A 24,690-nucleotide genomic window follows, 5' to 3' on the forward strand; every position below is an offset into this window, starting at 1 on the left:
TGATCGCGGTGCGCTCACGGCGGCTACAGCTGAGCGCAGATCGCGTCGAGCTGGCGCCGCTCGGCGGCTTCGTCCTCGTCCTTGCCCCCGAGCATGTAGCCGCCGAACTTCATGTGGCCGCGCTCCTCGCCGAGCGTGATCACCCCTCGGCCGACCTCGGCGATCGCGGCCTCCACGTCTGCGAGTTGGACATCGGTGTGGGTGCGGATGTAGAGGTCGGTGAGGCGTCGGGCGGGAATGATCTCGCCGTGTGCTGCACGCACCTGGGGGTCGGAGTTGAAGGACTCCCAGTACATCCGTGAACCGGGGATCACGCCCGGGGCGGCCACGGATATGGTGGTGATGGAATCACGGTAGGTTTCGGCCAGGGACAGCCAGTTGTCGACCTCTGTGCGCAGTAGCTTGAGTGTGGTGCCGGGCAGGCCCATGATGCCTGAGGCGTAGAGTTTGTAGTCCAATTTCTGTGCGAGCTCCAACGCTTCGTGCATGCGGTCCGGGCCTTTGTTGATTCCTTTGGAATCCCCCTTGAGCAGTGTGGGGTCGAATGCTTCCAGGCCCACGTTCCAGGTGCGGATGAATCCCTGGCAGAGCTCGGCCGACTGCAGGAACTCGTACACCAAGCCGTAGGCGAGCATGAACCGGTGGCCGCGGAGCACGGGAGAGGCGGCGCAGGCCTCGGCGAGCTCGTCGAGATAGCCGATCTCCCCCGACCACTGATCCCGTGAGAAGCCGAAGGTGGAATCTCCCGCGGCGTAGACGTTCGCGCCGAGTTCACCCACCACGTTCTCCAGTACCGGCAGGGTGGTGGAGACCCGGGTGGTCTTGGGGGTCAGCCCCTGGATCGAGCAGTGTTTGCACCGGCGGCCGGGCCGCCTGCCCCAAGTACAGCCGGCGTCCAGCGGAAGCGTCACCATTCGCTTCAGGTCGTAGTGCTGCGCGTACCAGACCGCGAACGCCTTGTCGTAGTACTGCTCCAGCTGGTCCTCGATCAGGCGGTAGTCCGGCAGCAGACGGCGGTCGATCGGATAGGAAGGTGCGGGCTGATTCACCACTTCGCCCCGGTGCCGGTAGGCGAGGGAGGGCACACGTCCCAGGTCCAACTGCCCCCGCAGCGCGTACAGCAGGCCCATCATCGTGAAGGGGCCGTTGTTTCCTGTGCTGACGAAATCCACCAGCCGACCTCCGTACTGGCCGGTGAGTATTTCGCGGTACAGGATTCCGGCATGGTCATTGCCGAAGATCACTACCGCATCCGGATTCACCCGCTTGATCTCCGCGGCCACGATGAACGCCCACAGGGAGGTGGAGGTGTAAACGGTGAATGCCGCCACATCCGGAGGGTCTGCCTCGATGGCCGCGCGCACCTCGGGCCACGGAACGTGACTCATGTCGAAGTGGCGCCAGTCGATCTCGGGGAAGCACCGGACCTGATAGGTGATCATCTCCATCAGCCCGGCGTGCGGGTAGACCGAGCCCTCGTTCTCGTACCGCTCCTGGCCGCCCACCCCCGGGATCGTGGCCCCGCCGCCGGAGTGGCCGCCACGGTGGGCAGAGGTCAGAGGCAGGGCGAAATACCAGACCGAGCGAATCCGGGACGTGGGCGCGGCCGTCTCCGGCAACGGAAGCACCCATTGGTACCGCCCGTCCACGCCGACGACTTCCTCGACCGGTTGCAGGCTCATCTCCATGCGACGATCAGTCCCCCGTTGTGTGATTGCTGGCGTCGTTTCAGCCATTCGCGAGCAATGCTTGTCGGGGTTGCTCGCCACTTCCAAGAGGGTTCTCGGACACCTGTCGGAATCATGGGACGAGCGAACACTGTCTGTAAAACCGGATCTATACAGCCCGGAACGGACCTACGCAGAAAATGAAGTCACGGTTTGACCGATCGGTAATAGCGCTGCGCACCCTCGTGCAGAGGGAGTGGATCGGTGAAGATAGCAGTGCGCAGGTCAACGTTCTGGGCTGCGTGCACCTGCTGACCAATGCGGTCACGGCCGTTGATCACTGTGCGGGTGACGGCCTGAGTGAGTTCCGCGCTGACATGATCCGCCGTGATCAGCAGATTTGCGATTGCCACCGTATTGACCGACTCGCTGCTCCCGATCTCCGGATAGAGATCGGGAGGCAGGGCGGCTGTCCGATAGCGCTGAGCGAAACTCCCCTGTCGATGCAACGGTTCGACCAGGTCACCGAGTTGTACGAGCTTTATCGGATAGCTTCCCGCGAGGTTCTGCACCGCGGACGTGGGCAACCCGCCGGACCAGAAGAACGCGTCGAGGCGCCCCGCCCGCAGAAGGGCCGGCATGGTGTCGATACCGGCCCTCGTTGGCGTGATGTCGTGGTCCGAATCCAGTCCCGCAGCGCGCAGAAGACTCCGGGCGACCAATTGCACACCCGAACCGCTTTCCCCGATGCCGACGCGCAGACCTCGGAGATCTTGGACGGAGCCCACCTTCGAATTCTTCGGCACCACGAGTTGCACGAAGTCGTCATAGAGGCGTGCGCAGGCGCGCAACCGACCGCCGTCCTGGGGGTGTTGGGCAAGGTAGGCAGTCACCGCGTCCACCGTGGCAAAGGCGAAATCAGCCTGCCCGGTGGCCACTCTCTGCAGGTTCTCGACAGAGCCCTGGCTGTTCGTAAGCCGTACCTGAAGGCCGGGCTGGTCGTGCGCCAGATCCTGCTTGAGCAGTTCGCCGTACTTCACATAGACCCCGGTGGGCACACCCGTGGCGATCGTCGCGCGCCCGCTGGGCGCCGGCCCGGCGCCCAGCGGCCACAGCCACCAGGCCAGGAGCATCAGAGCCATGACCACGCCGCCGATCAACACGAGGAGCCGGCTCCACGGACGCGGTCGTATAGAAGCCATGCCGAGATCCTGTCAGCCGGCGGGCTCGGTCACCAGGGGCGGACAGAGCCTGCTCGTCCGCAGCCTGGACGAGGTCTTCTCTGGGCCGGCGCCGAGCTTGGACCCGACCGGGAAGGGCCGGCGCCGCTGGACGCCCTCCGGATCGCCTTCGGGGTCGGCTCACCGCCACCACCAGCAGCCGACACCTCAACAACCAAGGTCATCCATGGATCAGACAGTCCCGCGCTGCTGCTTGGCCAGGCGGGGGAACAGCTGCAGGGCGTTGGTTCGGCCGATGGCCGTGCGCTGTTGGTCGTTCCAGCCCGGGTACGTCGCGAATCCGGTGACGTTTTCGGTGGTGTGGTCCGCAGGCATGAACGGGAAGTCGCTGCCGAACAGAATCCTGTCCGGGGCAGCCAGTTCGGTGAGGGCCGGCAGGGCGTAGGAGTTGGCCGACATGGCGATGTCGTAGTAAAGGCCGCGCAGGGAGGCGATGACGTCGCTGGGTGCACGCTCGGTCAGGTACTTGCCGATCGTGGGGCCATAGGTGAGGCGCTGGGCCAGGAACGGCAGGGTGCCGCCGGCGTGGGAGACGATCAGCTTGAGATGGGGCAGCCGCTCCAGTACGCCGTTGAAGAGCAGGCTGACCACGGTACGGGTGGTCTCGAATGTGAACTCGTACAGCGACGGCGGCAGGTCGAAGGTGGCCAGGTCCTTGGCCGGCGGGGTGCCCGGGTGGACGTGGACGGGCAGGCCTCGTTCGGCGATCTCGGCGAGCAGCGGCTCGAACTCCGGATCACCGAGGTAGCGGTTGCCGTAGCTGGTGAGCAGGCCGATGCCGTCGAGCCCCAACTCATCGATGGCGTAGGCGAGTTCGTCCTTGGCCGCCGCGACGTCGGGCAGGGGAAGGATCGCGAACGCGCCGAAGCGGGCCGGGTGGCGGGCGATGAGTTCGGCGTAGTACTCATTGACCTGGCGGGCCAGGTGGCGGGCCTCGTCGCGGTCGGCGAAGGTGACGCCGGGCGCGGTGATGGACAGGACGGAGGCGGCTATGGAGTGGCGGTCCATGACCTCCAGGCTCTCCTCCGGTGTCCAGGTGGGGTAGTCGACGCCCGGGATGGCGACGCGATCGCCGAGTGCCTTGGCGTAGGCGGGCGGTATCGCGTGGTGGTGGACGTCGATGAGGTCGGTCGCCTGCGGCATGGTGTGCTCCGATGGTGGTACTGGCTGGGATCAGGTGTCCTGGGGGGCGCCGGTCGTGGGGGGCGGCGCAGCGAGTTCGATGCCGAACCAGGTGCGGTACGCGTCCAGGACCGCGGCGTCGTCGGTCAGTTCCTGCTTGGTCTTGTGCCCGCCCACGGTGCGGGTGAGGGTACGGCCGGCCAGAGTGACTCGTCCGTCGGCGGTGGGGAGCGAGCACACCTGGCGGGCCAGGAACGGCGATTGTGGAGCGCTGCGGAACCACCACACCATGGGTGCGAAGTCGGCGAGCTCACGCGGCCGCAGCTCAAGTCGGTACTGCACCTCCCCGTCGCGCAGCAGGTCCAGATCTCCGAGGGGTGTCTCGGCCAGTTCGAAGGTGCCTTGCGCGTCGGACTGAGGGGCGCGGGAGGCGAGGAGCAGGGGGTGTCGGAAGCCTTGGCCGTAGCCGACGTCGGCGAGCCAGGGCCCGTCCCCGTCTTCGGTCTGCACACCCAGGGTCAAGTGGCCGAGCAGAGGCCCGAATTCGCCGTCCTCAAGGACCCGGCCGGCGAGCGGGACCGCGTCGAAGCCGAGAGAGAGCAGCAACTCGTAGAAGGCGCCGTTGAGTTCGTAGCAGCAGCCGCCCCGGTTCTGGCCGATGATCTTGTCCAGGGCCGGTTCGCCGAGACCGACGGGTGGACTGGGCCGGCCGAGGGCGAAGTCGATGTTCTCGAAGGGAACGCTGAGGACGTGGCGTTCGTGGAGGTGGACCAGCGCCTGGGTGGTGGGGCGCTCGGGGCGTTTGGCGCCGATGCGTTCCAGGTAGGCGTCGGCTGTCTTTGCATCGAGCATCAGATGTACTCCGCTGCGTAACGTGCCACGATGCTCTCCGCCTTCGCGAGGTCCCGGGCGTACTGCTCCGCGTCGGCGGCGGGCATGTCGCCCTCGCCGGACACACCGAGTTCGGTGAAGAAGCGCTCGAATCCTGCGGGGGTGAAGATGATGAGCATCTTGCAGGGCTTGTCGCCGGTGTTCTTGAAGGCGTGGACCTTGCCGCGGGGCACGAAGATGAACGCGCCCGTCCCGACGACTTGGGAGCGCTGTTCGTTCGAGATCTGCAGCTCTCCGTCGATGAGGTAGAAGGCCTCGTCGCTGTCGTGGTGGATGTGCAGGGGCGGCCCGCCGCCGGGGGGCACGAGCGCCTCGATCAGGCCGAGGGATCCGTGGGTGTTCTCCTTGTCGGCCTTGATCGTGTAGTGGTCACCGAACACCCAGCGGGACACTCCGGCCTTCGGCGGGATGTAGACGATCCCCTCGGATTCCTCGAAGCTCACCGGTTTCCTTCCTCGGTCGGTGCGTGCACTCCCATGGTCGGTGCGTGCGCTTCCATCCCACACCGGGCCGGCGGCCGTCCGGCATCACGTGAATCCGGGGTTTTTCCCCCTCACTGGCGTGGATACGGGATGGCACCGGCGCGGCCAGACGTCATGGTGTGCGGAGCGTCGCGCGCGGACTGTGCGTGCCGGCGTTCTCCGTACCGAGGAATGGATGGGAACATGACTGCTCGCTTCACGGGCAAGGTGGCTCTGGTCACCGGTGGCGGCTCCGGAATCGGCCGGGCGACCGCGTTGGCCTTCGCTCGGGCGGGGGCAACGGCGGTCGTTGCGGGGCGCACCGTGGAGCACCTGGAGGAGACGGTCCGCCTGATCGAAAAGGACGGCGGCCGCGGTGGATTCGTGGTGGCGGACATCGCTCGGGAACCGGATGTCGAGCGTCTGGTCAGCACGGTGGTGGAGCAGTTCGGCTCCCTTGACGTCGCCGTGAACAACGCGGGCCACCTGCCGCAGCCGGCCGGCCTCGCCGAACTCGACCACGAGACGTTCTCGCGCACCCTGCAGATCAATCTGCTGGGCACCTGGCTGTCGATGAAGCACGAGATTCTTCACATGCGGGCCAACGGTGGCGGCTCCATCGTCAACGTCGGGTCGGTGGTCGGCGCACATCTGACCATCCCGGGTGCGGGTGCGTACGGGGCGAGCAAGGCGGCGATCGCGGCACTGACGCGCAGTGCGGCACGCGAGTACGCGGCCGACGGCATCCGGGTCAACACACTCAGCCCGTCGTCCATGGAGACGCCGATGTCGCTGCTGGAGAACGAGACCGAGGCCGAGCGGGTGGAGCGGGCCAAGGGGATGTTCCCGTTGGGCCGCATCGGCACTGTTGAGGAGGGGGCGGCGGCAGTGCTGTGGCTCGCCTCCGACGAATCGGGCTTCGCCCTCGGCCACGACCTGGTCATCGACGGCGGGATCACGTCCTGAACCTCGCGGTTGCCAGTACCTGTTGTGGCCGTGCCCCCGTCTGCCGCTGCTTCTGTGCGGCGGACGGGGGCACGGCGCTGTTCTGCGCACCGGGTCGGGTCAGCGGTGGGTCGCGGCGGCCGCTTCCTGGCGCGCCGCACCGTGGGCGACGACGTCGCTGGGGCGGGGGGTGCGGTACTGGAGCCGGCCTGCCCAGAGGGCGCCGATGAGGGCCACGGCGCCGAGCGCGGCACCCACCCAGGCGACGGAGGCGTAGCCGAAGCCGGCGCTGATGACCATGCCGCCGAGGGCGGGTGCCAGCGTGTTGCCGACGTTGAAGGCGGAGGTATTGGTCGCACCGACGAGAGTGGGCGCGCCCGGTGCCACGACGAACACCCGTGACTGCAGTACGGGGTTGGTCACGTAGCCGACCAGGCCCAGGACGAAGACCAGGACGACGGTGGCGACCGTGTTGTGCGCGGTCACGGCCAGCAGCGCGGAGGCGACCACCAGGACGCCCATGGCCAGAACGAGGGTGCGGATGGGATAGACCTCGGCGACCTTGCCGCCGATCGCCATGCCGATCAGGCCGCCGACGCCGAAGAGCGCGAGGAGGACGGGCACCCAGCCCTCGGACAGGCCGGTGACATCGGTGAGCAGTGTGGCGAGGTAGCTGAAGGTGACGATGACCGCGCCGAAGGCGAAGGCTGTCACGGCGTACGAGAGCCACAGTTGGGGGCGGGCCATGGCCCTGAGTTCGCTGCGGACGGTGCGCTGTTCGTCCGCGGCTCCCTTGCCGCCGGGGATGGCTGCCAGGGAGCACAGCAGGCTGATGAGAGTCAGGGCCGCGACGCCCCAGAAGGCGGCCCGCCAGCCGGACACCTGGCTGAGCACCGTACCGGCGGGCACGCCGACGATCGTGGCGAGGGTCAGGCCGGAGGCGACGACGGCGACCGCCTTGCCCTTGGCGTCGGCGGGGACGAGTGCGACGGCGGTGGCCACGGCGACGCCCCAGAATCCGGCGTAGGCGAGGGCGCTGATGACCCGGGTGGCGAAGAGGACGCCGTAGCCGGGTGCGAGCGCACCGGCGACGTGTGCGGCGATGAACACGGCCTGGAGGGCTGCCAGGGCGGTGCGGCGCGGCCACTTCAGGGTCGCAACGGCCAGCAGTGGCGCACCGATCACCATTCCGATCGCGAAGGCGGAGATGAGCAGGCCGGCGTCGGGAATGGAGACACCCAAGTCGTGGGCCATGTCGGGCAGCAGTCCGGACAGCATGAACTCCGACGTGCCTTGGGTGAAGATTCCCAAGCCGAGTACGTAGACGGCAAGGGGCATGGAATGCCTCCAGATGCAGGGGAACAGAGCGGAGAGTGGGCGGCCGCGGGGCGACGCTAACACAGTTTTGAAGCAACTGATTCAAAATGAGTGCGGTCCGCCGTGCTGTCGTGAACTCTCCTGGTCACTGCGCCAGTTGCCCGGGGCGTTCAGCTGCCACAGCAGCAGCGCCGTCTGGATCCGCTGACGCCCGTGTGCATCACTCAGCGACACTCGCAGAATCCGCTCGATGCGCCGTATGCGATGCGCCACCGCACTGTGGTGCAGGCACAAGATCTTGGCGGCCTCCCGCAGCGATGAGCTGCGGCACACCGCCTCCAGTGTGGCCAGGCCCTGCTCTCCGTCCGGACCCCCGCCCAGCCGTGCGACGGCCCCAACATCGGGATGCGCGAGGGCAGTTGGTGCCGGCAGGTCGGCGAGCAAAGCCAGCGCGCCCAGGTCCTCGGCCACGACCGCGCGTGGCCATGTGGGCCCGAGACCGGCGAAACGCGCCGCGCGCCGCGCCTGCGCCCACGAGTCCGGGAGCTGCTGGGGGCCTGTCGCCGGCCCCACCCCCATCGCCGTGTGGGCCGGCCCGGGTTCCGCCTCCCGCGGGACGGCTGCCGAACCGGGCAACAGAACCGCCCCCACCGTCGGCCAAAGGGCTGCCGCATGAGCAGCCGTGGGAGCGCCCTCGCGGCCGCCCAGGCGTTCCGCGCAGCCGTGCAATGCCCGGTGCAGCAGGCCGGGTTCGCACACCACGACCGCTACGGTGCGCACGTCGGCCCGAGGGCTGAGCCCCAGTAGTTGCAGGGCCCGGGAGCGCTCGGCCTCGGGGAGCCATGCGGACAGCGCCGCCTGCACCAGACCGGGATCCCCCAGGCGCAGCGGCCAGTGCCCCCCTGGCGCACGGCCCTCTCCATCCGCGCCCGTGCGGCCCGGCATGGCGGCTCCTGCCCACCCTTCTCCTTCCCACCCTTCGAGGGTGGGATCGGAGGGTGGGACGGGGCTGTGCACGGCCCCCTGTCCGGAGACCGGATACGGCGGGTTCGGTGTCGGTGGGTACATCCGCGGAGGCTAGGCCGCACCCCCGCCCGGTCGGCTCGCGGCAACAGCAGTCCGTCAGGTTGCCGCGCCAATCGGCGCATGGGCGGCGGGCAATGGGCGACAAGTGGCGGAGGCGGACGACGCCGCTCCCACCGCAGGATGACCCCATGAGTGACACCACTTCCCGTTCCACGGGCCAGGCACCGACCCGGATGAATCTGCGGCCCGACCTGGCGGCTCTGGTGGAGGGCATCCCGTATCTCGACGTGCGCGACCCGCAGGCGGCCCGCGCCACCCTCAAGGAGCTTGAGGCTCAGTGGGAGCCCGCGGACACGAGCGCGATCACTGTCGCCGAGCAGTCGATCCCCGGGCCCGAAGGCGCCCCGGACGTCGTCGTGCGGGTCTACAGCCCCAAGGCACCCGGGCCGCACGGTGGCCTGCTGTGGATCCACGGCGGCGGCTTCGTCATGGGCAGCCTGGAGACCGAGCACAACCAGTGCGTCTGGTTCGCTTCACAGGCCAAGTGCGTCGTGGTCAGCGTTCAGTACCGGCTCGCGCCCGAGCACCCTTTCCCTGCCGGCGCGGAGGACTGCTACGCCGCGCTGCGCTGGCTCGCTGCCCAAGCCGGGGAACTCGGCGTGGTACCGGGCCGGTTGGGGGTGGCGGGGTGCAGCGCAGGCGGTGCCCTGGCCGCGGCCGTCGCCCTCATGGCGCGTGACCGGCAGGGCCCCGAACTTGCCCTGCAGCTTCTGACATTCCCGGTGACGGACGACCGGATGGACACGCCGTCCGCGCGTCGGTTCCACGACACCCCTGTCTGGTCCACGCCGCAGTCCGAGGCGATGTGGCGGCACTACCTCGGCGAGGGGCACGAGCAGCGCGAGACGTCGCCGTACGCGGCACCGAACCGGGCCGCGACCCTCGCGGAGCTGCCCCCCGCTCACATCGTCACCGCCGAGTACGACCCGCTGCGCGATGAAGGCATCCGCTATGGGCAGCGACTGCTCGAAGCGGGCGTCCCGGTCACACTGCACCAGTGGTCCGGCGCCTTCCACATCTTCGACTCCTTCGGCACCGCCACGGGCGAGCGCTCCATAGCGGAGCTGGTCCATGCCGTGCGTGAACATCTGGGTGACTGACCTCCCCCTTCCCACCCTGGTCCTGCTGCGAGGAGCATCATGACTGCAGTATCCGGCGCGTCCCGGCCCGAGCGCGTCACGGCAGAGAACGACTGGTACTCCCCCGCCGGCATCGCGCTCGGCGTACGCGTGGGCGACCTCGTCTTCACCTCCGGCCAGGCGCCGGTGGACGAGCACGGGGTCACCGTCGGCCGGGGCGACTTCGAGGCACAGGCCCGCCGGGCCCTGGCCAATCTCGCCACCGTCCTGGAGAACGCCGGGTCAGGTCTCGGCCACGTCGTCAAGGCGACGGTGTTCGTCACCGACATCGCCCGGCACCAGGACGCGTTCGCCGCACTGCGCGCGCAGTACTTCACCGCGCACGCGTTCGCCGAGTCGTTCGTCGAGGTCTCCTCCTTGGCCGACCCGGACTGGCTGATCGAGATCGAGGCGGTCGGGGTGGTGGCGTAGTGCGAGACCGGAGCACGTTCGCGGGCGACGTCGGACCGTGTCGCAAGTTTTTTGTGCGACCGCTCCAAAACCTTTAGGGTACGAGCATGGCCAGGCCCAGGAAGTTCGACGAGACGCACGCGCTCACGTCCGCCATGGACGCCTTCTGGCGGCACGGCTACGAAGCGACCTCCACCCGGGACCTGGCCAACTGCACAGGCCTGGGCCAGTCGAGCCTGTACAACACGTTCGGGGACAAGCAGCAGCTGTACCTGCGCGCCCTGCGTCACTACTACGACACCACCACGGCCGAGCAGACCGCCCTGCTGCGGCGGCCGGGCCCGGTCAAGGACCGGCTCCGGGAGCTGATCGTCGGGGCCATCGATGCCGATCTCGCCGATTCGGAGACGTCGGGCTGCTTCGCCATCAACGCCTCGGTGGAGAAGGCGAGTTCGGATCCCGCCGTGAAGGAAGAGGTGCGGCGGCACTTCTCCACGGTGGAGGAGGCCCTGTGCGAGGCCATCGCTCGCGGACAGCGGGCCGGCGAGATCGCCGGAGCACACGACGCCAGGACCCTGGCGGGCCAAGTGCTCAGTACCTATTACGGCCTGCGGGTCCTGGCCAGGGTGCACAGTGACCGCCGGGCCCTGCTGAACGTGGTGGACGGCCTGCTGGGCGGGTTCTAGCTCCGGGCGGCATCCGCCCTCAACGCCCGCCGCAGAACATGACAGACTCACGCATTCCGTATTGCGGCTCATCCCCGGCGCGGGCAGGGTCGGCCGGGTGAAACGAGCCAACGCGGACTCCCGGCCGACCCTCAAGAACATTCCTGACGCCACACTCCCCGCAGCGCGCAACGCCTTGCGCCCCGCGGCCCCACACCACGGGTGGGCAGCCCTGACCCGCGCCGAACTGCGGGTGGCGCACCTCGTCGCCGAGGGGCTGACCAATCGAGCCGTCGCCGCGCAGCTGTCCGTCTCGCCGCACACGGTCGACAGCCACCTGCGGAACATCTTCGCCAAACTGGGCATCTCCAGCCGGGTCGCGCTCGTCCGGCTCGCCGTACTGGCCGACCTCGCCGCCTGACCCCTCGATCCGGTTCACCTCACCGAGTGCCGCCGGCGATGTCCGGCGAAGGTCGCGAACGGTCAACTGCCGCCCACAGAGTGTCACTTGACGGACTTCTCCATCAACCATTGCAGGAGATTATTTATCTCCCGATAGTGGTATTCGCCCCGGTCGGCCCGTCTCCAGGGGGACGGGCCGCGTGCATTCGCATCGCCCCGGAACGCTCCGCATTCGAGCCGCCGCAGGACGAAGAGCGCCGGGCAGGGCATACCGGCGGCGCGCCACCTGCCCGTGCCGCCGCCGACCTACCACGCCCACCATCCGCCGGACCTGTTCCGGCATGCTCGCCGAGGGAAGTCGATGATCGACATTCAGTCCTACCTCCGTTCCCTACCCGCCCTCCAGCAGCCCGACTGGGCAGCCGACCCGCGCCTTGCCGACGTCAGGGCAGATCTCGTGCGGATGCCGGCCCTGGTGGACTCCGAGGCGGTGCGCCGGCTGCGCGCCCTGCTGACGGAGGCCGCCGCCGGACACATTCAGGTGATCCAGACCGGTGACTGCGCCGAGGACCCGGCCGAGGCCACCCCGAACGACGTGGCCCGCAAGGCCGCGCTGCTCGACGTGCTGGCCGGCACGATGAAACTCTCCTCCGGCAAGCCGGTGCTGCGGGTGGGCCGGATCGCCGGCCAGTACGGCAAGCCCCGCTCCAACCCGACCGAGAACGTCGCCGGCGCCGAACTTCCCGTCTACCGGGGCCACATGGTCAACCACCCGGAGCCGGACCCCGAGCTGCGCCGCCCCAACCCGGGCAATCTGCTCACCGGCTACCGGGCCGCCAGCGACACCATGCACTACCTCGGCTGGCGTGGTACCGCCGGCCGCTCCGAGTTGGGCGTGCCGGTGTGGACGAGCCACGAGGCTCTGCTGCTCGACTACGAACTGCCGATGCTGCGCCGCGAAGGTGACGGATCCCTGCTGCTGACCTCCACTCACTGGCCCTGGGTCGGAGAGCGCACCCGCCAGCTGGACGGTGCGCACATCGCCCTGCTCGCCGCCGTGTCCAACCCGGTCGCGGTGAAGGTCGGTCCGTCCATGACACCGGACGAGCTGCTCGCCCTGTGCGACCGGCTGGACGGCCAGCGCCTCCCGGGCCGGCTCACGCTGATCGCCCGCATGGGCGCCGAGAACGCGGAGCAGAAGCTGCCCGCACTCGTCGATGCCGTGAGCCGGGCGGGCCACCCCGTGCTGTGGCTGTCCGACCCCATGCACGGCAACACCGTCGCCGGGCCCGACGGCCTCAAGACGCGCTACGTGAAGACCGTGGTGCGCGAGGTCGAGGCCTTCCAGAGCGCCGTGTTCGAGAACGGCGGCACCCCGGCCGGTCTGCATCTGGAGACCACCCCCGAGAGCGTCGTCGAGTGCGTCCTCGACTCCGGAGAACTCCACCACCTGGGCGACAAGTACCTCAGCTTCTGTGACCCGCGCCTGAACCCGCGGCAGGCCATCGAAGTCGTCTCGGCCTGGCGCGCATGAGCCCGGCCCCTGGTACGCGCCGACACCCATCTCGTACGGAGGTTGTGAACGTGGAAGAACCCCTCGCCCTGGTCACGGGCGCCGCGGGCGGCATCGGCGCGGCAGTCACCCGGCTGCTCGCCGAGCGGCAGCTCAAGGTCGCGGCGGTGGACCTGGAAGGCAGCTTGATCGAGGAGACCGTCGCCAAGATGCGCGCGGACGGGCTCGACGTGACTGCCTTCACGGCCGATGTCACCTCAAGTCCCGCTGTGGGGCTTCTGGTCCAGCAGGTGGAGGACGAACTCGGTCCGATCGAGCAGCTGGTGAATGCCGCCGGCGTGCTTCGCCTGGGAGCGGCGCACACGCTGTCCGACGAGGACTGGGCAGCGACGTTCGCGGTCAACACGACCGGGGTGTTCCACACGTCGCGGACCGTGGTCAACCGGATGATCCCGCGTGGACGGGGCGCGGTCGTCACCGTCGCGTCGAACGCCGCGGGCACGGCCCGCACCGGCATGGCCGCCTACGCCGCTTCCAAGGCCGCCGCGACCGCCTTCACCAGGTGCCTGGGGCTGGAGGCCGCCGCGTACGGCATCCGCTGCAACGTCGTCGCCCCCGGTTCCACGGACACTCCGATGCTGCGCGGCATGCATGCCGCGGACTCCGCGGCGAAGAAGTCGATCGCCGGTGACCCTGCCGCGTTCCGGGCCGGCATACCTCTCGGCAAGGTGGCGACACCGCACGACATCGCGGAGGCCGTCGCCTTCCTGCTGTCGGACGCCGCCGGGCACATCACGATGCACGAGCTGACCGTGGACGGCGGTGCGACGCTCGGTGTCTAGCTCTGAAAGGACCGACCAGCCCGTGCCCGGTATTCCGGCCGTCGAGCCGTACCCGATGCCCTCCGAGGGCGAACTGCCGGCCAGCACCGCCCAGTGGGCCGTGGATCCGGAGCGCGCGGTGCTTCTGCTGCACGACATGCAGGAGTACTTCCTCAAACCCTTCCCACGATCCGGCGAGCCCGGCGGCACCCTGATCACCAACACCGCGCTGCTGCGCGAGCGATGCGCCGAACTGGGTGTTCCTGTTGCCTACACCGCCCAGCCCGGCAGCATGACGCCCGCGCAGCGCGGTCTGCTGAAGGACTTCTGGGGGCCCGGAATGAAGGCGACGCCCGAGCACCGGCGGGTGGTCCCACCACTCGAACCGGCACCGGGTGACTGGGAGTTCACCAAGTGGCGCTACAGCGCCTTCCACAAGTCGGACCTGCTGGAACGGATGCGCTTCCACAACCGGGACCAGCTGGTCATCTGCGGCGTGTACGCGCACGTCGGTGTCCTCATGAGCGCGGTGGACGCGTTCACCAACGACATCCAGCCGTTCCTGGTCGCGGATGCGGTCGCCGACTTCTCCGCCGACTACCACCGGCTGGCACTCGACTACGCGGCCCAGCGCGCCGCCCGTGTCGTGACCACCAAGTCCGTGCTGACCGAACTCGATACCGCCGAGGTGGCGCGCTGAACGCGCCGGCGGCGAAAGGAACGACTTCCATGGCACGACAGGACGACGCGCAGAAACTGCTCGCGCGGATCCTTCGCGGCACCTCTGGCCCGTTCGCGCTGCTGCACCGCCCCGAGTCGGCCGGCCCGGACACCCTGGAGCTGCTGACGGGTGACATCGCGCAGGCCGATTCGCTCGCCGGACTCGACCTGCCCGAACAGCCCCGGCCGGGGGCGCACCACGAGTTGCTCGCGCTGGTGCCTTATCGCCAGCTCGCCGAGCGGGGCTTCGAGGCACCCGACGACGGAGAGCCGCTGCTCACGATGCGGGTGCGCGAACAGGCAACACTGCCCCTGTACGAGACGCTGGCGCGGCTGCCCAATGAACCGGTGAAGGTCGCCGACGGTGGCTTCGACGTGGACGACGCGGCATACGCCGACATCGTGCGCCAAGTCGTCGCCGACGAGATCGGCACCGGCAAGGGGGCGAACTTCGTCATCAAGCGCTCCTTCACAGCCCAATTGCCGGGCTTCACGCCCCGGTCGGCACTGTCGTTCTTCCGCCGCCTGGTCGAGCGGGAGGCAGGCGCCTATTGGACGTTCCTCGTACACACCGGTGAGCGGACCTTCGTCGGCGCAACCCCGGAGCGGCACATCAGCGTGCATGACTCCACCGCCGTGATGAACCCGATCAGTGGCACCTACCGGTACCCGGCGAGCGGTCCCGACCTGGACGGCGTCCTTCGGTTCCTGGCCGACCGCAAGGAGACCGACGAGCTGTACATGGTCGTCGACGAGGAACTGAAGATGATGGGCCGCATCTGCCCCGAAGGCGGACGGGTCGTGGGCCCGTACCTGAAGGAGATGGCCCGGCTCGCTCACACCGAGTACTTCATCGAGGGCCACACCGACCGCGACGCGGCCGACATCCTGCGCGAGACGCTGTTCGCGCCGACGGTGACGGGATCTCCGCTGGAATCGGCGGCCCGGGTCATCGCCCGCTACGAGCCGGCCGGGCGCGGCTACTACAGCGGGGTGGCCGCCCTGATCGGCCGGGACGCGTCCGGCGGCCGCACCCTGGATTCCTCGATCCTGATCCGTACCGCCGACATCAACGCCAGTGGGCAGCTGCGGATCGGAGTGGGGGCGACGCTGGTACGTCACTCCGACCCGGAGTCCGAGGTGCACGAGACCCGCGCGAAGGCCTCGGGACTGCTCGCCGCCCTCGGCGAGACGGAGCCCACCCGGTTCGGGGCACACCCGGCGGTGCGTGAGGCGTTGAACGAGCGCAATGACCTGGTCGCCGGGTTCTGGCTGCAGGAGCAGGGCCGGCGCGGTCAGGCGGTCGAGTCGCTGACCGGTCGGCGTGTCCTCATCATTGATGCCGAGGACACCTTCACCGAGATGATCGCCCAGCAGATCCGTTCGCTGGGCTGTGAGGTGGTGGTGCGCCGTTTCGACGAGCCGTACGGCTTCGATGCGCATGACCTGGTGGTCATGGGGCCGGGTCCGGGCGATCCGCAGGAGACCGGCCATCCCAAGATCGCACACCTGCGGACGGCGGTGGCCCAACTCCTGGAGGAGCGCCGTCCGTTCCTGGCGGTGTGTCTGAGCCATCAGGTCCTCAGCACTCTGCTCGGTCTGGACATCGTGCGCCGGCCCGTTCCCAACCAGGGGACGCAGTGCGAGATCGACCTGTTCGGCCGCACGGAGCGGGTGGGCTTCTACAACACGTTCGCCGCCCAGTGCGCCGATGACGTCATCACCCACCCGGTGCACGGCCGGATCGAGGTCAGCCGGGATGCCGAAGGGGGCGAGGTGCACGCGCTGCGCGCCAACGGCTTCGCGTCGATGCAGTTTCATGCCGAGTCGATGCTCACGGTCGACGGGCCTCGGATCATCGGTTCCCTGCTCCAGGCGGTGGCGGCGACGTGCACGCGGTAATCGTCTGGTGGGACCTGACCGAGTCGCGGCAGAGCATCTCCTCGCTGAGAGGGTTCCTGCGCGACGAGGCTGTGGACCGCTTCTCGAAGGTGGCGGGGCTGCGCCTGAAGGTGTGGATCTCGGATCCGGCCACGAACCGATGGGGAGCGGTGTTGCTGTGGGAGTCGGCCGAGGCCGCCGCAGCGCCGATCCCCGCACGGGCGGCGGAGCTGATCGGTTACCCGCCCACCGAGCGGTACGCCTTTGACGTGGAGGCCACCGTCGAGGGCGAATTCGCCGCCGCCGCACTCGCCGGCCGCGGGCTGGCGCTCCAGTAGCCGAGGCGCCGGGCCGGCCGTTCGATCGGGTGTCCTCCTGTGGCGTCCCTCCGATTCTGTATGCGGAGGGACGCCACGGGGTGTGCCTGCGGCAAGCCGTGAGCAGGCGGTCTTGTCGTGGGCGGCCAGGAGGGCTCGCCGGCGCGTGTGGTCGCAGGGTCGCGTTCTGGAGAAGCGGCCCGGGACTTCTACCCCCTGACACCTTACGGAGCAGCCATGAACGGACCTGCGGCAGTGCTCGTCGGAATGCCCGGCACGGGCAAGTCCGTTGTCGGGCAGGCCCTTGCCGACCACCTCGGCCTCGCATTCCGCGATACCGACCACGATCTGGAGCGGCTGACCGGGCAGCCGGCGCACGAGATGCTGCGCTCCGGTGGCGAGGTCCGCTTCCGTGCGTGGGAGCGCCGGGCTGTCGAGGTGGCGGTCCGGGAGCACGCCGGGGTTCTGGCGCTCGGCGGGGGCGCGGTGTTGCACCACGCGACGCGTCTCCAGCTCAAGGAGTGCCGCGTCGTGCATCTATGGGCCGGCCTGGACACTCTCGCCGAGCGGGTCGGCAGTGCGGAGTCGCGTCCGCTGCTCACCGAGGACCCGCGGCGCAGGCTTGCGCAGTTGATGCAGGAGCGTCTGCCCCTGTATCGGGACGTGGCGACGGTGTCCGTGCGGGCCGAGCACCGCGAGCCGGATGAGATCGCTGTGGAGATCGCCGTCGCCCTCGCGACCCTCGTGTGAGCAGTGGTCCCACTCGCCGGGGCACAACCGCTTCGGTGCGGGCCCGACTTGACGGACTGACCTCGATAGTGACGAACCGGGATGTATCGCTTTGCCGATCGCGCGTACCGGGAGCCAGGGTCGCCCTGACGGGGGCCGGCCGTTCCCAGCAGCGCCCCGGCCCCCGCCTCCCCCGCTCTGTCCAAGACCGACCGCCGGGACCGGCTGACCGCTGCCGCGTCGGCCGCACTCAATGAAGGAGAGCGATGACCGCCGCTTCCCCCCCTGCCCTCCAGGCCCGCATCCCCGGGTCGAAGTCCCTCACCAACCGGGCGCTGTTGCTCGCCGCGGCCGCGCGCGGAACCAGCGTCCTGAAGGCCCCTCTGGTGAGCGATGACACCGTCGCCTTCCGGCATGCCCTGACAGGTCTGGGCGTGCGGATCGAGCGGGAGTCCGGCGACCGCGCCTGGGTCGTCGCAGGTCTGGGGCGCGGGCCGGCCGGGAGTGGCAGCGTGTGGTGCGAGGACGCGGGGACCGCGGCCCGTTTCCTGCCGCCGTTCGCCGCGGCCGGGCAGGGCGACTTCCGCTTCGAGGGCACCGCCCAGCTCACGGCGCGGCCGGTGGCTCCCCTCGCCGAGGCGCTGCGGCACCTGGGCGCCGACGTCCACACCGAGCCGGACGGACGGCTGCCGCTGCGGGTGCGCTCCACCGGCCTGGACGGCGGGGAGTTGGGCCTGGACGGGAAGCTCAGCAGTCAATTCCTGTCCGGGGTGCTGATGGCCGGTCCGCTGATGCGCCAGCCGCTGGTACTGACGGTGCGCGACTTGGTCAGCCGCCCTTACGTCGATATGACCCTGGCTCTGATGCGGCGCTTCGGGGCGCACGTCGGTGAGGACGTTCCCGGTGTGTTCACCATCGCCCCCGGGGGATATCGGGCGGCGGAGCTGCGCATCGAACCCGACGCCTCCACTGCTTCGTACTTCTTCGCCGCTGCCGCGATCACCGGCACCACCGTGACGGTGGCCGGCCTCGACCGCGGCAGCCTCCAGGGCGACTTGCGCTTTACCGAGGTGCTGGAACGGGCGGGGGCACAGGTCGAACGTACGCAGGAGGCGACCACGGTCACCGGGGCAGGTGCTCTGCGCGGTGGATTCACCGTCGACATGGGCGACATCTCCGACACCTTCATGACCTTGGCCGCCATCGCGCCCTTGGCCGACGGCCCGATCACGATCCGTGGCATCGCCCATGCCCGTCTGAAGGAGTCGGACCGCATCGCCGCCGTCGCCGAGAATCTCAGTGCCCTCGGTATCCGCACCGACGTCGGGCACGACCGCATCACCATCCACCCCGGCCCGTGTGCGCCCGCCAGGATCGCCTGTCACCGCGACCACCGCATTGCCATGGCGTTTTCAGTCCTCGGCCTGCGCGCCGACGGCATCACACTCGACGACCGCGACTGCGTGGCAAAGACGTTTCCCGGTTTCCACGAGGAGTTGGACCGGCTCTTTCCGCAGCACAGGCCCACCACCGTCAAGTGAAGGGCCACCACCCCCACGTGAACAGAGAGGACGCGACGTACAACATGGCTCACATAGTGATTGCCGGCGGCGGTATCGGAGGGCTCGCCACAGCTCTGTCGCTCGCCCGGCACGGGCACCGCGCCACCGTCCTGGAACGGAGCCACACCTTCGCCGAAATCGGCGCGGGCATTCAGCTGGGCCCCAATGCCTTCCACGCCCTGGACCGGCTTGGAGTGGGCGACGGGGTGCGTGAGCGTGCCGTGTTCATCGATGAACTGCGCTTCATGGACGGCACGACGGACGAGAAGGTCACCTCGATGGCGTTGACCGGCGCCTACCGGGAGCGGTTCGGCAATCCGTACGCGGTGGTGCACCGGGGCGATCTGTATCAGCCGCTTCTCGCCGCCTGCCAGGCGTCGGACTCCGTGGAGTTGGTGGCCGGCGCCGCCGTCGAACGCTACGAGCAGAGCCCCGACCGCATCACCGCACACACCGAGGACGGACGGGCGTTCACCGGGGCGGTTCTGGTCGGCGCCGACGGCATCCGCTCCACCGTGCGCGCGCAGATGCTCGACGACGGCGGGCCGCGTGTGTCCGGGCACACCATCTACCGTTCGGTGATCCCGATCGACAAGGTGCCTGAGGAGTTGCGCTGGAACACGGTCACCCTGTGGGCCGGCCCCAAGTGGCACTTCGTGCACTACATCATCGGCGGGGGCGAGTTCCTCAACCTCGCCGCCACCCGCGACGACGGCGCCACCGAGGCCGTGACCGGCCGCCCCGCCGAGCGTTCCCATGTCCTTGGCCAGTTCCCTGATCTGGGGGCGACCGCCCGCCGCCTGCTCGAACTCGGCGAGGGTTGGCGGGAGTGGGTGCTGTGTGACCGTGATCCGGTCGACGCCTGGACCGACCGGCGGGCCGTGCTGACCGGCGACGCCGCGCACCCCATGCTGCAGTACGCGGCGCAGGGGGCCTGCCAGGCCCTGGAAGACGCGGTCGTCCTCGGCGACCTGCTGGAAGGGGTACGAAGCGACGATGTGATACAGCACCTGGAGAAGTTCAACGCCGCGCGCCGCGCGCGCACCCACCGCACCCAACTGGTGGCCCGTCGCATCGGCCACGAGTTGTACCACCCGGCGGGCGAAGCGGCGTTGGCGCGCAACAGCATGCTCTCCGCCTTCTCCCAGGAGCAGTTGCACGACGAGGTGTCCTGGTTGCACGGAGACAGGGACTTCACCCGCAGCGGCCTTGAGGAGCGGCAGGCATGAGCAGGTTGCGTTGGCTGACCGCAGGGGAGTCCCACGGGCCCGCACTCGTGGCGACCCTGGAGGGTCTGCCCGCCGGCGTCCCGATCACCACCGAGCTGGTGGCGGACCATCTGGCCCGCAGACGCCTCGGCTATGGACGCGGTGCGCGCATGAAGTTCGAGCAGGACGAGATCACCTTCCTCGGTGGTGTCCGGCACGGCCTGTCGATGGGCTCGCCGGTCGCGATCATGGTGCGGAACACCGAGTGGCCCAAGTGGGAGCAGGTCATGTCGGCCGATCCCGTGGACCCGGCCGAGCTCGCAACGCTGGCCCGCAATGCCCCGCTGACCCGGCCCCGCCCCGGGCACGCGGATCTCGCGGGCATGCAGAAGTACGGCTTCGACGAGGCCCGGCCGATCCTGGAGCGCGCCAGCGCCCGGGAGACCGCGGCCCGCGTGGCCCTCGGTGCCGTCGCGCGCTCCTTCCTCAAGGAGGCCGCCGGTATCGAGGTCGTCTCCCATGTGGTGGAGCTGGCTGCCTCGAAGGCGCCGTACGGCGTGTACCCGACGCCCGCCGATGTGGGGAGGCTCGACGCGGACCCGGTGCGCTGCCTGGACGCGGACGCCTCCAAGGCGATGGTCACGGAGATCGACCAGGCGCACATGGACGGCGACACCCTGGGCGGGGTGGTCGAGGTCCTGGCATACGGAGTACCGGTGGGTCTTGGCTCGCATGTGCACTGGGACCGCCGGCTGGACGCGCGGCTCGCCGCCGCGCTCATGGGTATTCAGGCGATCAAGGGTGTCGAGGTCGGCGACGGCTTCGACCTGGCGCGGGTGCCCGGCTCCAGGGCGCACGACGAGATCGTCGGCACCGAGGGCGGCATCCGGCGCTCCTCCGGCCGCTCGGGCGGTACCGAGGGCGGTCTGACCACCGGTGAACTGCTGCGGGTGCGGGCCGCGATGAAGCCCATCGCCACCGTGCCGCGTGCGCTCGCCACGATCGATGTCGCCACCGGTGAGGCCGCCAAGGCCCATCACCAGCGCTCCGACGTGTGCGCCGTGCCGGCCGCGGGCATCGTCGCCGAGGCCATGGTCGCGCTCGTCCTCGCGGACGCGGTCACCGAGAAGTTCGGCGGCGACAGCGTGCCGGAGACCCGGCGCAATGTGCGGTCGTACCTCGACGCGCTGTCCATTCGCTGACCTGTGACCAGAGCCGATGCGGGCCGTGCCCCACACCGGCCCGCTCCCCTGGTGCCCGGCGCAACACCCCCTGCACGGGAGGCCTTACCGCTCTGTCCCGGCACGCGGCAACGACGGCTTCCCGCTCCGGGCCCTGGTGGTGTGCCGAGTAACGGGAGAGTCAACCAGGTGCGTGGAGAACCTCGTTCGGGCAGGCGCGGAGCGGACATGGTGGGCACACGCCAGCACAGGGTTGCCGACCAAGCCGGGAGCGTCGTGAACATGTCTGCTTTCAAGCAACGAGCGATCTTCGACGATGTCGTCGGCGAGCTCAGCGCCGCGCTGTTCTCCTCATTCCGCCGCAAGGACCAGCGACACAAGGCGGAGACCTATCTGCATGGCCTCCTCACCACCATCGGGCGCAAAACCATCCGCAACATCGCTGCTCAGGTGGGCGGTCCCGCCGACACCGAGCAGAGCCTGCATCACTTCATCAGCAGCTCCCCCTGGGACTGGCGGCCCGTACGTGCCGCGCTCGCCGACCATCTGGAACAGATGAGTTCACCGCAGGCCTGGGTGGTGCGGGCCATGCAGATACCCAAAGGGGGCGAGTACTCGGTGGGCGTCGACCGGATTTTCGCCCCGCATCTGGGCGAGACGTTCCGCGGGCAGCAGGCCTTCGGGGTGTGGCTCGCCTCCGAGGAGCTGAGCGCGCCGGTCAACTGGCGCATTCTGCTGCCGGACCAGTGGGTCAGCGACCCCGAGCGCAGGCGCCGCGCGGGAGTACCCGACGGGGCTCGCCCGGAGACCCCGGACGAGTGCGCAGTCGCGGCCGTGCTGGACACGGCACGGTACGGAAGCCGTTCACCCAGACCCGTGGTGATCGACTTGCGGCGGGGCAACCCGCATACGGCGATGCCCCACCTCACCGCGTCGGGTGTCCCGGTCCTCGCCCGCATCAGTTCCTCCTGCCGAGTGACCGTGGCCGACCGGGCGTTGCCCGGATTCGGCGCCGGAGCACTTCCGGCTCGACGGATCCTGGAGGCGGTGAAGGGACTTCGCCGCCCGGTTTCCTGGGCGGACCCGGCCGCCCACGGGGCCACGAGGACTTCGCTCGTCGCGGCGATCCCCGTGTCCTTCCCCTCGCCAGAAGGGGTCCGGCCGCGGCCGCTGCTGTTACTGGGCGAATGGCTCGACCCGTCGCGCCCGCCGGTCCAGCTGTGGCTCACCGATCTGACGCAGATGCCGATGGCGGCGCTGCTGCGCCTGACGAAGCTCACGCACCGGGTCGACCGGGACTTTGCGCACGTCGGCACCACGACCGGTCTGCTGGATTACGCCGGCCGCTCCTTCCGGGGCTGGCACCGGCACATCACCCTCGCCTCTGCAGCCCATGCGGCCCATGTGTTGACAGCCGAAAACTATGGGATGGGCCGCGCCGCCTGATGGCTCGCCGCGGCGGTCCTCTGCCGTTGCAGGAGGCCGCGGGTCTGTTGGAGTCGCAGCGCCAACTGCACCTCCAGCATCTTTTCCGGCTGCTGCCACTGGGGACCCAGGAGTTCGGTGATGCGCTTGAGACGGCGCCAGACGGTATTGGGGTGCACATGAAGCGATTCGGCCGCATTGGTCGGGCTGCCTCCGCCGGCGAAGTAGGCACCCAGGGTGGCGACGAGGTCGGTCTGCCAGTCACGGTCATGGCTCAGCACGGGGCCGAGAGTCGATTCGATGAATCCTTCGGCATCGTGCTGGTCGGACAACAACAGCCCGAGAAACCCCAGTTCCCGGGCGGAAGCCGTGCTGCCCCGTGCGTTGAGCGCGGTCAGCGCGTCCAGGCAGCGCAGCGCTTCGTGGTAGATGCGACCGGTGTCGGCCGGCCCCTTGCCCGGGCCGGCGACACCGACCGATACGGAGTGGCCGAGCACGGCGGACAGTTCCTCAGCGACGGCCCGGGCTGCCCCGGACGGGTCCTCGCCGGGCAGCAGCAGCACGATGCAGCCGTCGCGCGCGGTCTTGAGCCCGGACATCCGGTACGCGTAGGAGGAGGCCCAGACCAGAGCACGGCCTGGTTCGCCGCCTTCAGGCCGGACAACGAGCAGGACGTACGGCGCGTCCAGGTCGAGACCGAACTGGCCGACGCGCTGGGCCATGTGCTGCAGTTGGTGCGCGGCGCGCGGGGGCGAGGCCAAAAGGTCGTCGAGGAGCTCGTCGCGTACGGGCCCTTCGGCCATGGCGGTGGAGCGCTGGAGCAACAGCTGGATCGCGAAGGCCTGGGCGGTGAGGTACAGCAGGCGCTCGTCCTCGCCGACCAAGGCGGTGGCGGGGCGCAACACCAGCTGGCCGAGGTTCTCGGCTCCGGCGATCACGGGTGCCACCCATGTGTTGCCGACGGCAGCCACGACACCGCGGCGTGAGTGGGCGTCGAGGGCGCCTTCGGCCACAGCGGTTTCGTCCAGATCGGCGATGTCCCCGCCGGCCAGGATCCGGCCGCCGGGATCCCGCAGTTGCAGGGTGCCGTCCAAGGCATCACCGGCTGCCTTGGCCACGCTGGTGAGGTCGGCGCCGGCCAGGAGCATGTTCATGGTGCGGCTGTGGGCCTCGCTGAGCTGTTGCATGCGTACGAGGCTGGTGCGGGTGCGAAAGCCGTCCAGTTCGAGCGCGTCGATATCGCCCCTGGCCTGTTCGAGGCGCTCAGCCCGCTCGATGGCCACGGCCGCCAGTACAGCCAGTGAGCAGACCACGCCGAGTTCGTCGGGGGAGAAGTGCCGTACCGTGCGGCAGGCGCCGTAGAGCACCCCGACGGTACGGTCGCCGTTGACAAGCGGCACGGCCATGACGGCGTGCAGGCCTTCGGCCTGGATCACTCTGTTGAGGTTCTCCGGGCACTCGATGCCGTCGTCGTCCCGGTAGTCGGCGGTCCACACCGGGGCTCCGGTGGCCAGGGCGCGATGTCCCAGACCCCAGCCCTGGTCGATGTGAAGTCCGTTGACCAGGGCGGTGATCGAGCCTTCTGAGGTGTGTACGTACATCGCACCCTGCCCATCGAGGAGGGCAACGCACGTCAGATCGAAGTTGAGGAGTCGCCTCACCCGCCTGGTGACCACCCGTAGCAAGGGGTCGAGATCGTGCGGGAACGTCAGGTCACGAGCCGTGTCGACCAGATCCGCCAGGCTGTCTTCGCGCTGCCGGCGCCGGTCCTGCGACACACGGATCCTGCTCGCGAGTGCGACGGCCCGTTCCAAGCGAGCGAGGTTCTGCGGAGGTTGGCCGGCCCGGCGTGCCCGCTGCAGCAACTCCTCCAGCCTGCCCGGCGGTGCCTCCTCGGCAAGGAGTTCGAGGATGGTGAGCAGACCGGTCTCCGTGGCGCCCGATTCATCCGTCATGCACTGCTCCCCTAGGGCGCTCCATTCACAGGTAGGCCGAACGTAATTCGTT

24 protein-coding genes are annotated in these 24,690 nt (G+C 69.3%); 16 read left to right on the forward strand and 8 right to left on the reverse strand.

What is annotated here, in order from left to right; all coding sequences use genetic code 11:
- Nucleotides 1-23 precede the first annotated feature (23 nt).
- The 5 genes from ACSHXC_RS05775 to ACSHXC_RS05795 form a co-directional block, all read right to left on the reverse strand.
- Nucleotides 24-1,682: a B12-binding domain-containing radical SAM protein gene (locus tag ACSHXC_RS05775; RefSeq protein ID WP_438290514.1), complete on the reverse strand. Its 1,659-nt coding sequence runs from the start codon at nucleotides 1,680-1,682 to the stop codon at nucleotides 24-26.
- 191 nt (nucleotides 1,683-1,873) lie between these two features.
- Nucleotides 1,874-2,869, reverse strand: a complete 996-nt coding sequence (locus ACSHXC_RS05780) for a TAXI family TRAP transporter solute-binding subunit (protein ID WP_438290515.1) — start codon at nucleotides 2,867-2,869, stop codon at nucleotides 1,874-1,876.
- 210 nt (nucleotides 2,870-3,079) lie between these two features.
- A complete protein-coding gene (locus ACSHXC_RS05785; protein ID WP_438290516.1) occupies nucleotides 3,080-4,051 on the reverse strand; it encodes an amidohydrolase family protein in 972 nt (323 codons plus the stop codon).
- A gap of 30 nt (nucleotides 4,052-4,081) precedes the next feature.
- Nucleotides 4,082-4,882: an arylamine N-acetyltransferase family protein gene (locus ACSHXC_RS05790; protein WP_438290517.1), complete on the reverse strand. Its 801-nt coding sequence runs from the start codon at nucleotides 4,880-4,882 to the stop codon at nucleotides 4,082-4,084.
- A complete protein-coding gene (locus ACSHXC_RS05795; protein ID WP_438290518.1) occupies nucleotides 4,882-5,364 on the reverse strand; it encodes a cupin domain-containing protein in 483 nt (160 codons plus the stop codon). The genes ACSHXC_RS05790 and ACSHXC_RS05795 overlap by 1 nt, the downstream gene beginning before the upstream one ends.
- Nucleotides 5,365-5,586: 222 nt before the next feature.
- Between ACSHXC_RS05795 and ACSHXC_RS05800 the strand changes: the two genes are divergently transcribed.
- The gene (locus tag ACSHXC_RS05800; protein WP_438290519.1) at nucleotides 5,587-6,348 is read left to right on the forward strand and encodes an SDR family NAD(P)-dependent oxidoreductase; all 762 of its coding nucleotides are present in this window, start codon (nucleotides 5,587-5,589) and stop codon (nucleotides 6,346-6,348) included.
- Nucleotides 6,349-6,447: 99 nt separating this feature from the next.
- On the opposite strand, the gene ACSHXC_RS05805 is transcribed toward ACSHXC_RS05800, so the two are convergent.
- Nucleotides 6,448-7,665: a Cmx/CmrA family chloramphenicol efflux MFS transporter gene (locus tag ACSHXC_RS05805; RefSeq protein ID WP_438290520.1), complete on the reverse strand. Its 1,218-nt coding sequence runs from the start codon at nucleotides 7,663-7,665 to the stop codon at nucleotides 6,448-6,450.
- Between the two features lie 81 nt (nucleotides 7,666-7,746).
- Entirely contained in the window at nucleotides 7,747-8,115 is a 369-nt protein-coding gene (locus ACSHXC_RS05810) for a helix-turn-helix domain-containing protein (protein WP_438290521.1), read from the reverse strand.
- A 201-nt stretch (nucleotides 8,116-8,316) separates the two neighbouring features.
- On the opposite strand from ACSHXC_RS05810, the gene ACSHXC_RS05815 reads away from it, so the two are divergent.
- The 15 genes from ACSHXC_RS05815 (at nucleotide 8,317) to ACSHXC_RS05885 (ending at nucleotide 22,704) form a co-directional block, all read left to right on the forward strand.
- On the forward strand, nucleotides 8,317-8,451 hold the full coding sequence (locus ACSHXC_RS05815) for a hypothetical protein (RefSeq protein WP_438290522.1): 135 nt from the start codon (nucleotides 8,317-8,319) through the stop codon (nucleotides 8,449-8,451).
- 407 nt (nucleotides 8,452-8,858) lie between these two features.
- A complete protein-coding gene (locus ACSHXC_RS05820; RefSeq protein WP_438290523.1) occupies nucleotides 8,859-9,830 on the forward strand; it encodes an alpha/beta hydrolase in 972 nt (323 codons plus the stop codon).
- Nucleotides 9,831-9,869: 39 nt separating this feature from the next.
- Complete coding sequence (locus ACSHXC_RS05825; RefSeq protein WP_438290524.1) at nucleotides 9,870-10,280, forward strand: RidA family protein; 411 nt, start codon at nucleotides 9,870-9,872, stop codon at nucleotides 10,278-10,280.
- Between the two features lie 86 nt (nucleotides 10,281-10,366).
- The gene (locus ACSHXC_RS05830) at nucleotides 10,367-10,945 is read left to right on the forward strand and encodes a TetR/AcrR family transcriptional regulator (RefSeq protein ID WP_438290525.1); all 579 of its coding nucleotides are present in this window, start codon (nucleotides 10,367-10,369) and stop codon (nucleotides 10,943-10,945) included.
- Between the two features lie 97 nt (nucleotides 10,946-11,042).
- Nucleotides 11,043-11,345: a helix-turn-helix domain-containing protein gene (locus ACSHXC_RS05835; protein WP_438290527.1), complete on the forward strand. Its 303-nt coding sequence runs from the start codon at nucleotides 11,043-11,045 to the stop codon at nucleotides 11,343-11,345.
- Between the two features lie 342 nt (nucleotides 11,346-11,687).
- Nucleotides 11,688-12,860 (forward strand): 3-deoxy-7-phosphoheptulonate synthase, encoded by a 1,173-nt coding sequence (locus tag ACSHXC_RS05840; protein ID WP_438290528.1) that lies wholly within the window; start codon nucleotides 11,688-11,690, stop codon nucleotides 12,858-12,860.
- Between the two features lie 50 nt (nucleotides 12,861-12,910).
- Complete coding sequence (locus tag ACSHXC_RS05845) at nucleotides 12,911-13,681, forward strand: 2,3-dihydro-2,3-dihydroxybenzoate dehydrogenase (RefSeq protein WP_438290530.1); 771 nt, start codon at nucleotides 12,911-12,913, stop codon at nucleotides 13,679-13,681.
- A gap of 22 nt (nucleotides 13,682-13,703) precedes the next feature.
- Nucleotides 13,704-14,360 carry an isochorismatase family protein gene (locus ACSHXC_RS05850; RefSeq protein ID WP_438290531.1) on the forward strand — a complete coding sequence of 219 codons (657 nt, stop codon included), beginning with the start codon at nucleotides 13,704-13,706 and terminating at the stop codon, nucleotides 14,358-14,360.
- A gap of 29 nt (nucleotides 14,361-14,389) precedes the next feature.
- On the forward strand, nucleotides 14,390-16,282 hold the full coding sequence (locus ACSHXC_RS05855) for an anthranilate synthase family protein (protein ID WP_438290532.1): 1,893 nt from the start codon (nucleotides 14,390-14,392) through the stop codon (nucleotides 16,280-16,282).
- A complete protein-coding gene (locus ACSHXC_RS05860; RefSeq protein ID WP_438290533.1) occupies nucleotides 16,270-16,599 on the forward strand; it encodes a hypothetical protein in 330 nt (109 codons plus the stop codon). The genes ACSHXC_RS05855 and ACSHXC_RS05860 overlap by 13 nt, the downstream gene beginning before the upstream one ends.
- A 216-nt stretch (nucleotides 16,600-16,815) precedes the next feature.
- Nucleotides 16,816-17,328: a shikimate kinase gene (locus tag ACSHXC_RS05865; RefSeq protein ID WP_438290534.1), complete on the forward strand. Its 513-nt coding sequence runs from the start codon at nucleotides 16,816-16,818 to the stop codon at nucleotides 17,326-17,328.
- A 245-nt stretch (nucleotides 17,329-17,573) separates the two neighbouring features.
- Nucleotides 17,574-18,848 carry a 3-phosphoshikimate 1-carboxyvinyltransferase gene (gene aroA / locus ACSHXC_RS05870; protein WP_438290535.1) on the forward strand — a complete coding sequence of 425 codons (1,275 nt, stop codon included), beginning with the start codon at nucleotides 17,574-17,576 and terminating at the stop codon, nucleotides 18,846-18,848.
- 44 nt (nucleotides 18,849-18,892) lie between these two features.
- The gene (locus ACSHXC_RS05875) at nucleotides 18,893-20,098 is read left to right on the forward strand and encodes a 3-hydroxybenzoate 6-monooxygenase (protein WP_438296451.1); all 1,206 of its coding nucleotides are present in this window, start codon (nucleotides 18,893-18,895) and stop codon (nucleotides 20,096-20,098) included.
- Nucleotides 20,095-21,279, forward strand: coding sequence for a chorismate synthase (gene aroC / locus ACSHXC_RS05880; RefSeq protein WP_438290536.1), 1,185 nt, complete (start codon nucleotides 20,095-20,097; stop codon nucleotides 21,277-21,279). Before ACSHXC_RS05875 ends, aroC begins: the two co-directional genes overlap by 4 nt.
- A 261-nt stretch (nucleotides 21,280-21,540) precedes the next feature.
- Entirely contained in the window at nucleotides 21,541-22,704 is a 1,164-nt protein-coding gene (locus ACSHXC_RS05885) for an IS701 family transposase (protein ID WP_438290537.1), read from the forward strand.
- Here the strand turns inward: ACSHXC_RS05885 and ACSHXC_RS05890 are convergent.
- Complete coding sequence (locus tag ACSHXC_RS05890; RefSeq protein ID WP_438290538.1) at nucleotides 22,680-24,638, reverse strand: helix-turn-helix domain-containing protein; 1,959 nt, start codon at nucleotides 24,636-24,638, stop codon at nucleotides 22,680-22,682. The two genes, ACSHXC_RS05885 and ACSHXC_RS05890, sit on opposite strands and share 25 nt — an antisense overlap.
- Between the last annotated feature and the right edge of the window lie 52 nt (nucleotides 24,639-24,690).

The sequence above is a fragment of the Streptomyces sp. HUAS TT7 genome, from assembly GCF_051550175.1.
Classification (GTDB): domain Bacteria; phylum Actinomycetota; class Actinomycetes; order Streptomycetales; family Streptomycetaceae; genus Streptomyces.

Bases quoted from the DNA above. Each gene is read 5' to 3' on its own strand.
- aroA (WP_438290535.1), top strand. From the start codon at position 17,574: ATGACCGCCGCTTCCCCCCCTGCCCTCCAGGCCCGCATCCCCGGGTCG.
- ACSHXC_RS05875 (WP_438296451.1), top strand. From the start codon at position 18,893: ATGGCTCACATAGTGATTGCCGGCGGCGGTATCGGAGGGCTCGCCACA.
- ACSHXC_RS05790 (WP_438290517.1), bottom strand. From the start codon at position 4,882: ATGCTCGATGCAAAGACAGCCGACGCCTACCTGGAACGCATCGGCGCC.
- ACSHXC_RS05855 (WP_438290532.1), top strand. From the start codon at position 14,390: ATGGCACGACAGGACGACGCGCAGAAACTGCTCGCGCGGATCCTTCGC.
- ACSHXC_RS05820 (WP_438290523.1), top strand. From the start codon at position 8,859: ATGAGTGACACCACTTCCCGTTCCACGGGCCAGGCACCGACCCGGATG.
- aroC (WP_438290536.1), top strand. From the start codon at position 20,095: ATGAGCAGGTTGCGTTGGCTGACCGCAGGGGAGTCCCACGGGCCCGCA.
- ACSHXC_RS05775 (WP_438290514.1), bottom strand. From the start codon at position 1,682: ATGAGCCTGCAACCGGTCGAGGAAGTCGTCGGCGTGGACGGGCGGTAC.
- ACSHXC_RS05815 (WP_438290522.1), top strand. From the start codon at position 8,317: ATGAGCAGCCGTGGGAGCGCCCTCGCGGCCGCCCAGGCGTTCCGCGCA.
- ACSHXC_RS05780 (WP_438290515.1), bottom strand. From the start codon at position 2,869: ATGGCTTCTATACGACCGCGTCCGTGGAGCCGGCTCCTCGTGTTGATC.
- ACSHXC_RS05865 (WP_438290534.1), top strand. From the start codon at position 16,816: ATGAACGGACCTGCGGCAGTGCTCGTCGGAATGCCCGGCACGGGCAAG.
- ACSHXC_RS05840 (WP_438290528.1), top strand. From the start codon at position 11,688: ATGATCGACATTCAGTCCTACCTCCGTTCCCTACCCGCCCTCCAGCAG.
- ACSHXC_RS05805 (WP_438290520.1), bottom strand. From the start codon at position 7,665: ATGCCCCTTGCCGTCTACGTACTCGGCTTGGGAATCTTCACCCAAGGC.
- ACSHXC_RS05885 (WP_438290537.1), top strand. From the start codon at position 21,541: ATGTCTGCTTTCAAGCAACGAGCGATCTTCGACGATGTCGTCGGCGAG.
- ACSHXC_RS05890 (WP_438290538.1), bottom strand. From the start codon at position 24,638: ATGACGGATGAATCGGGCGCCACGGAGACCGGTCTGCTCACCATCCTC.
- ACSHXC_RS05785 (WP_438290516.1), bottom strand. From the start codon at position 4,051: ATGCCGCAGGCGACCGACCTCATCGACGTCCACCACCACGCGATACCG.
- ACSHXC_RS05825 (WP_438290524.1), top strand. From the start codon at position 9,870: ATGACTGCAGTATCCGGCGCGTCCCGGCCCGAGCGCGTCACGGCAGAG.
- ACSHXC_RS05830 (WP_438290525.1), top strand. From the start codon at position 10,367: ATGGCCAGGCCCAGGAAGTTCGACGAGACGCACGCGCTCACGTCCGCC.
- ACSHXC_RS05800 (WP_438290519.1), top strand. From the start codon at position 5,587: ATGACTGCTCGCTTCACGGGCAAGGTGGCTCTGGTCACCGGTGGCGGC.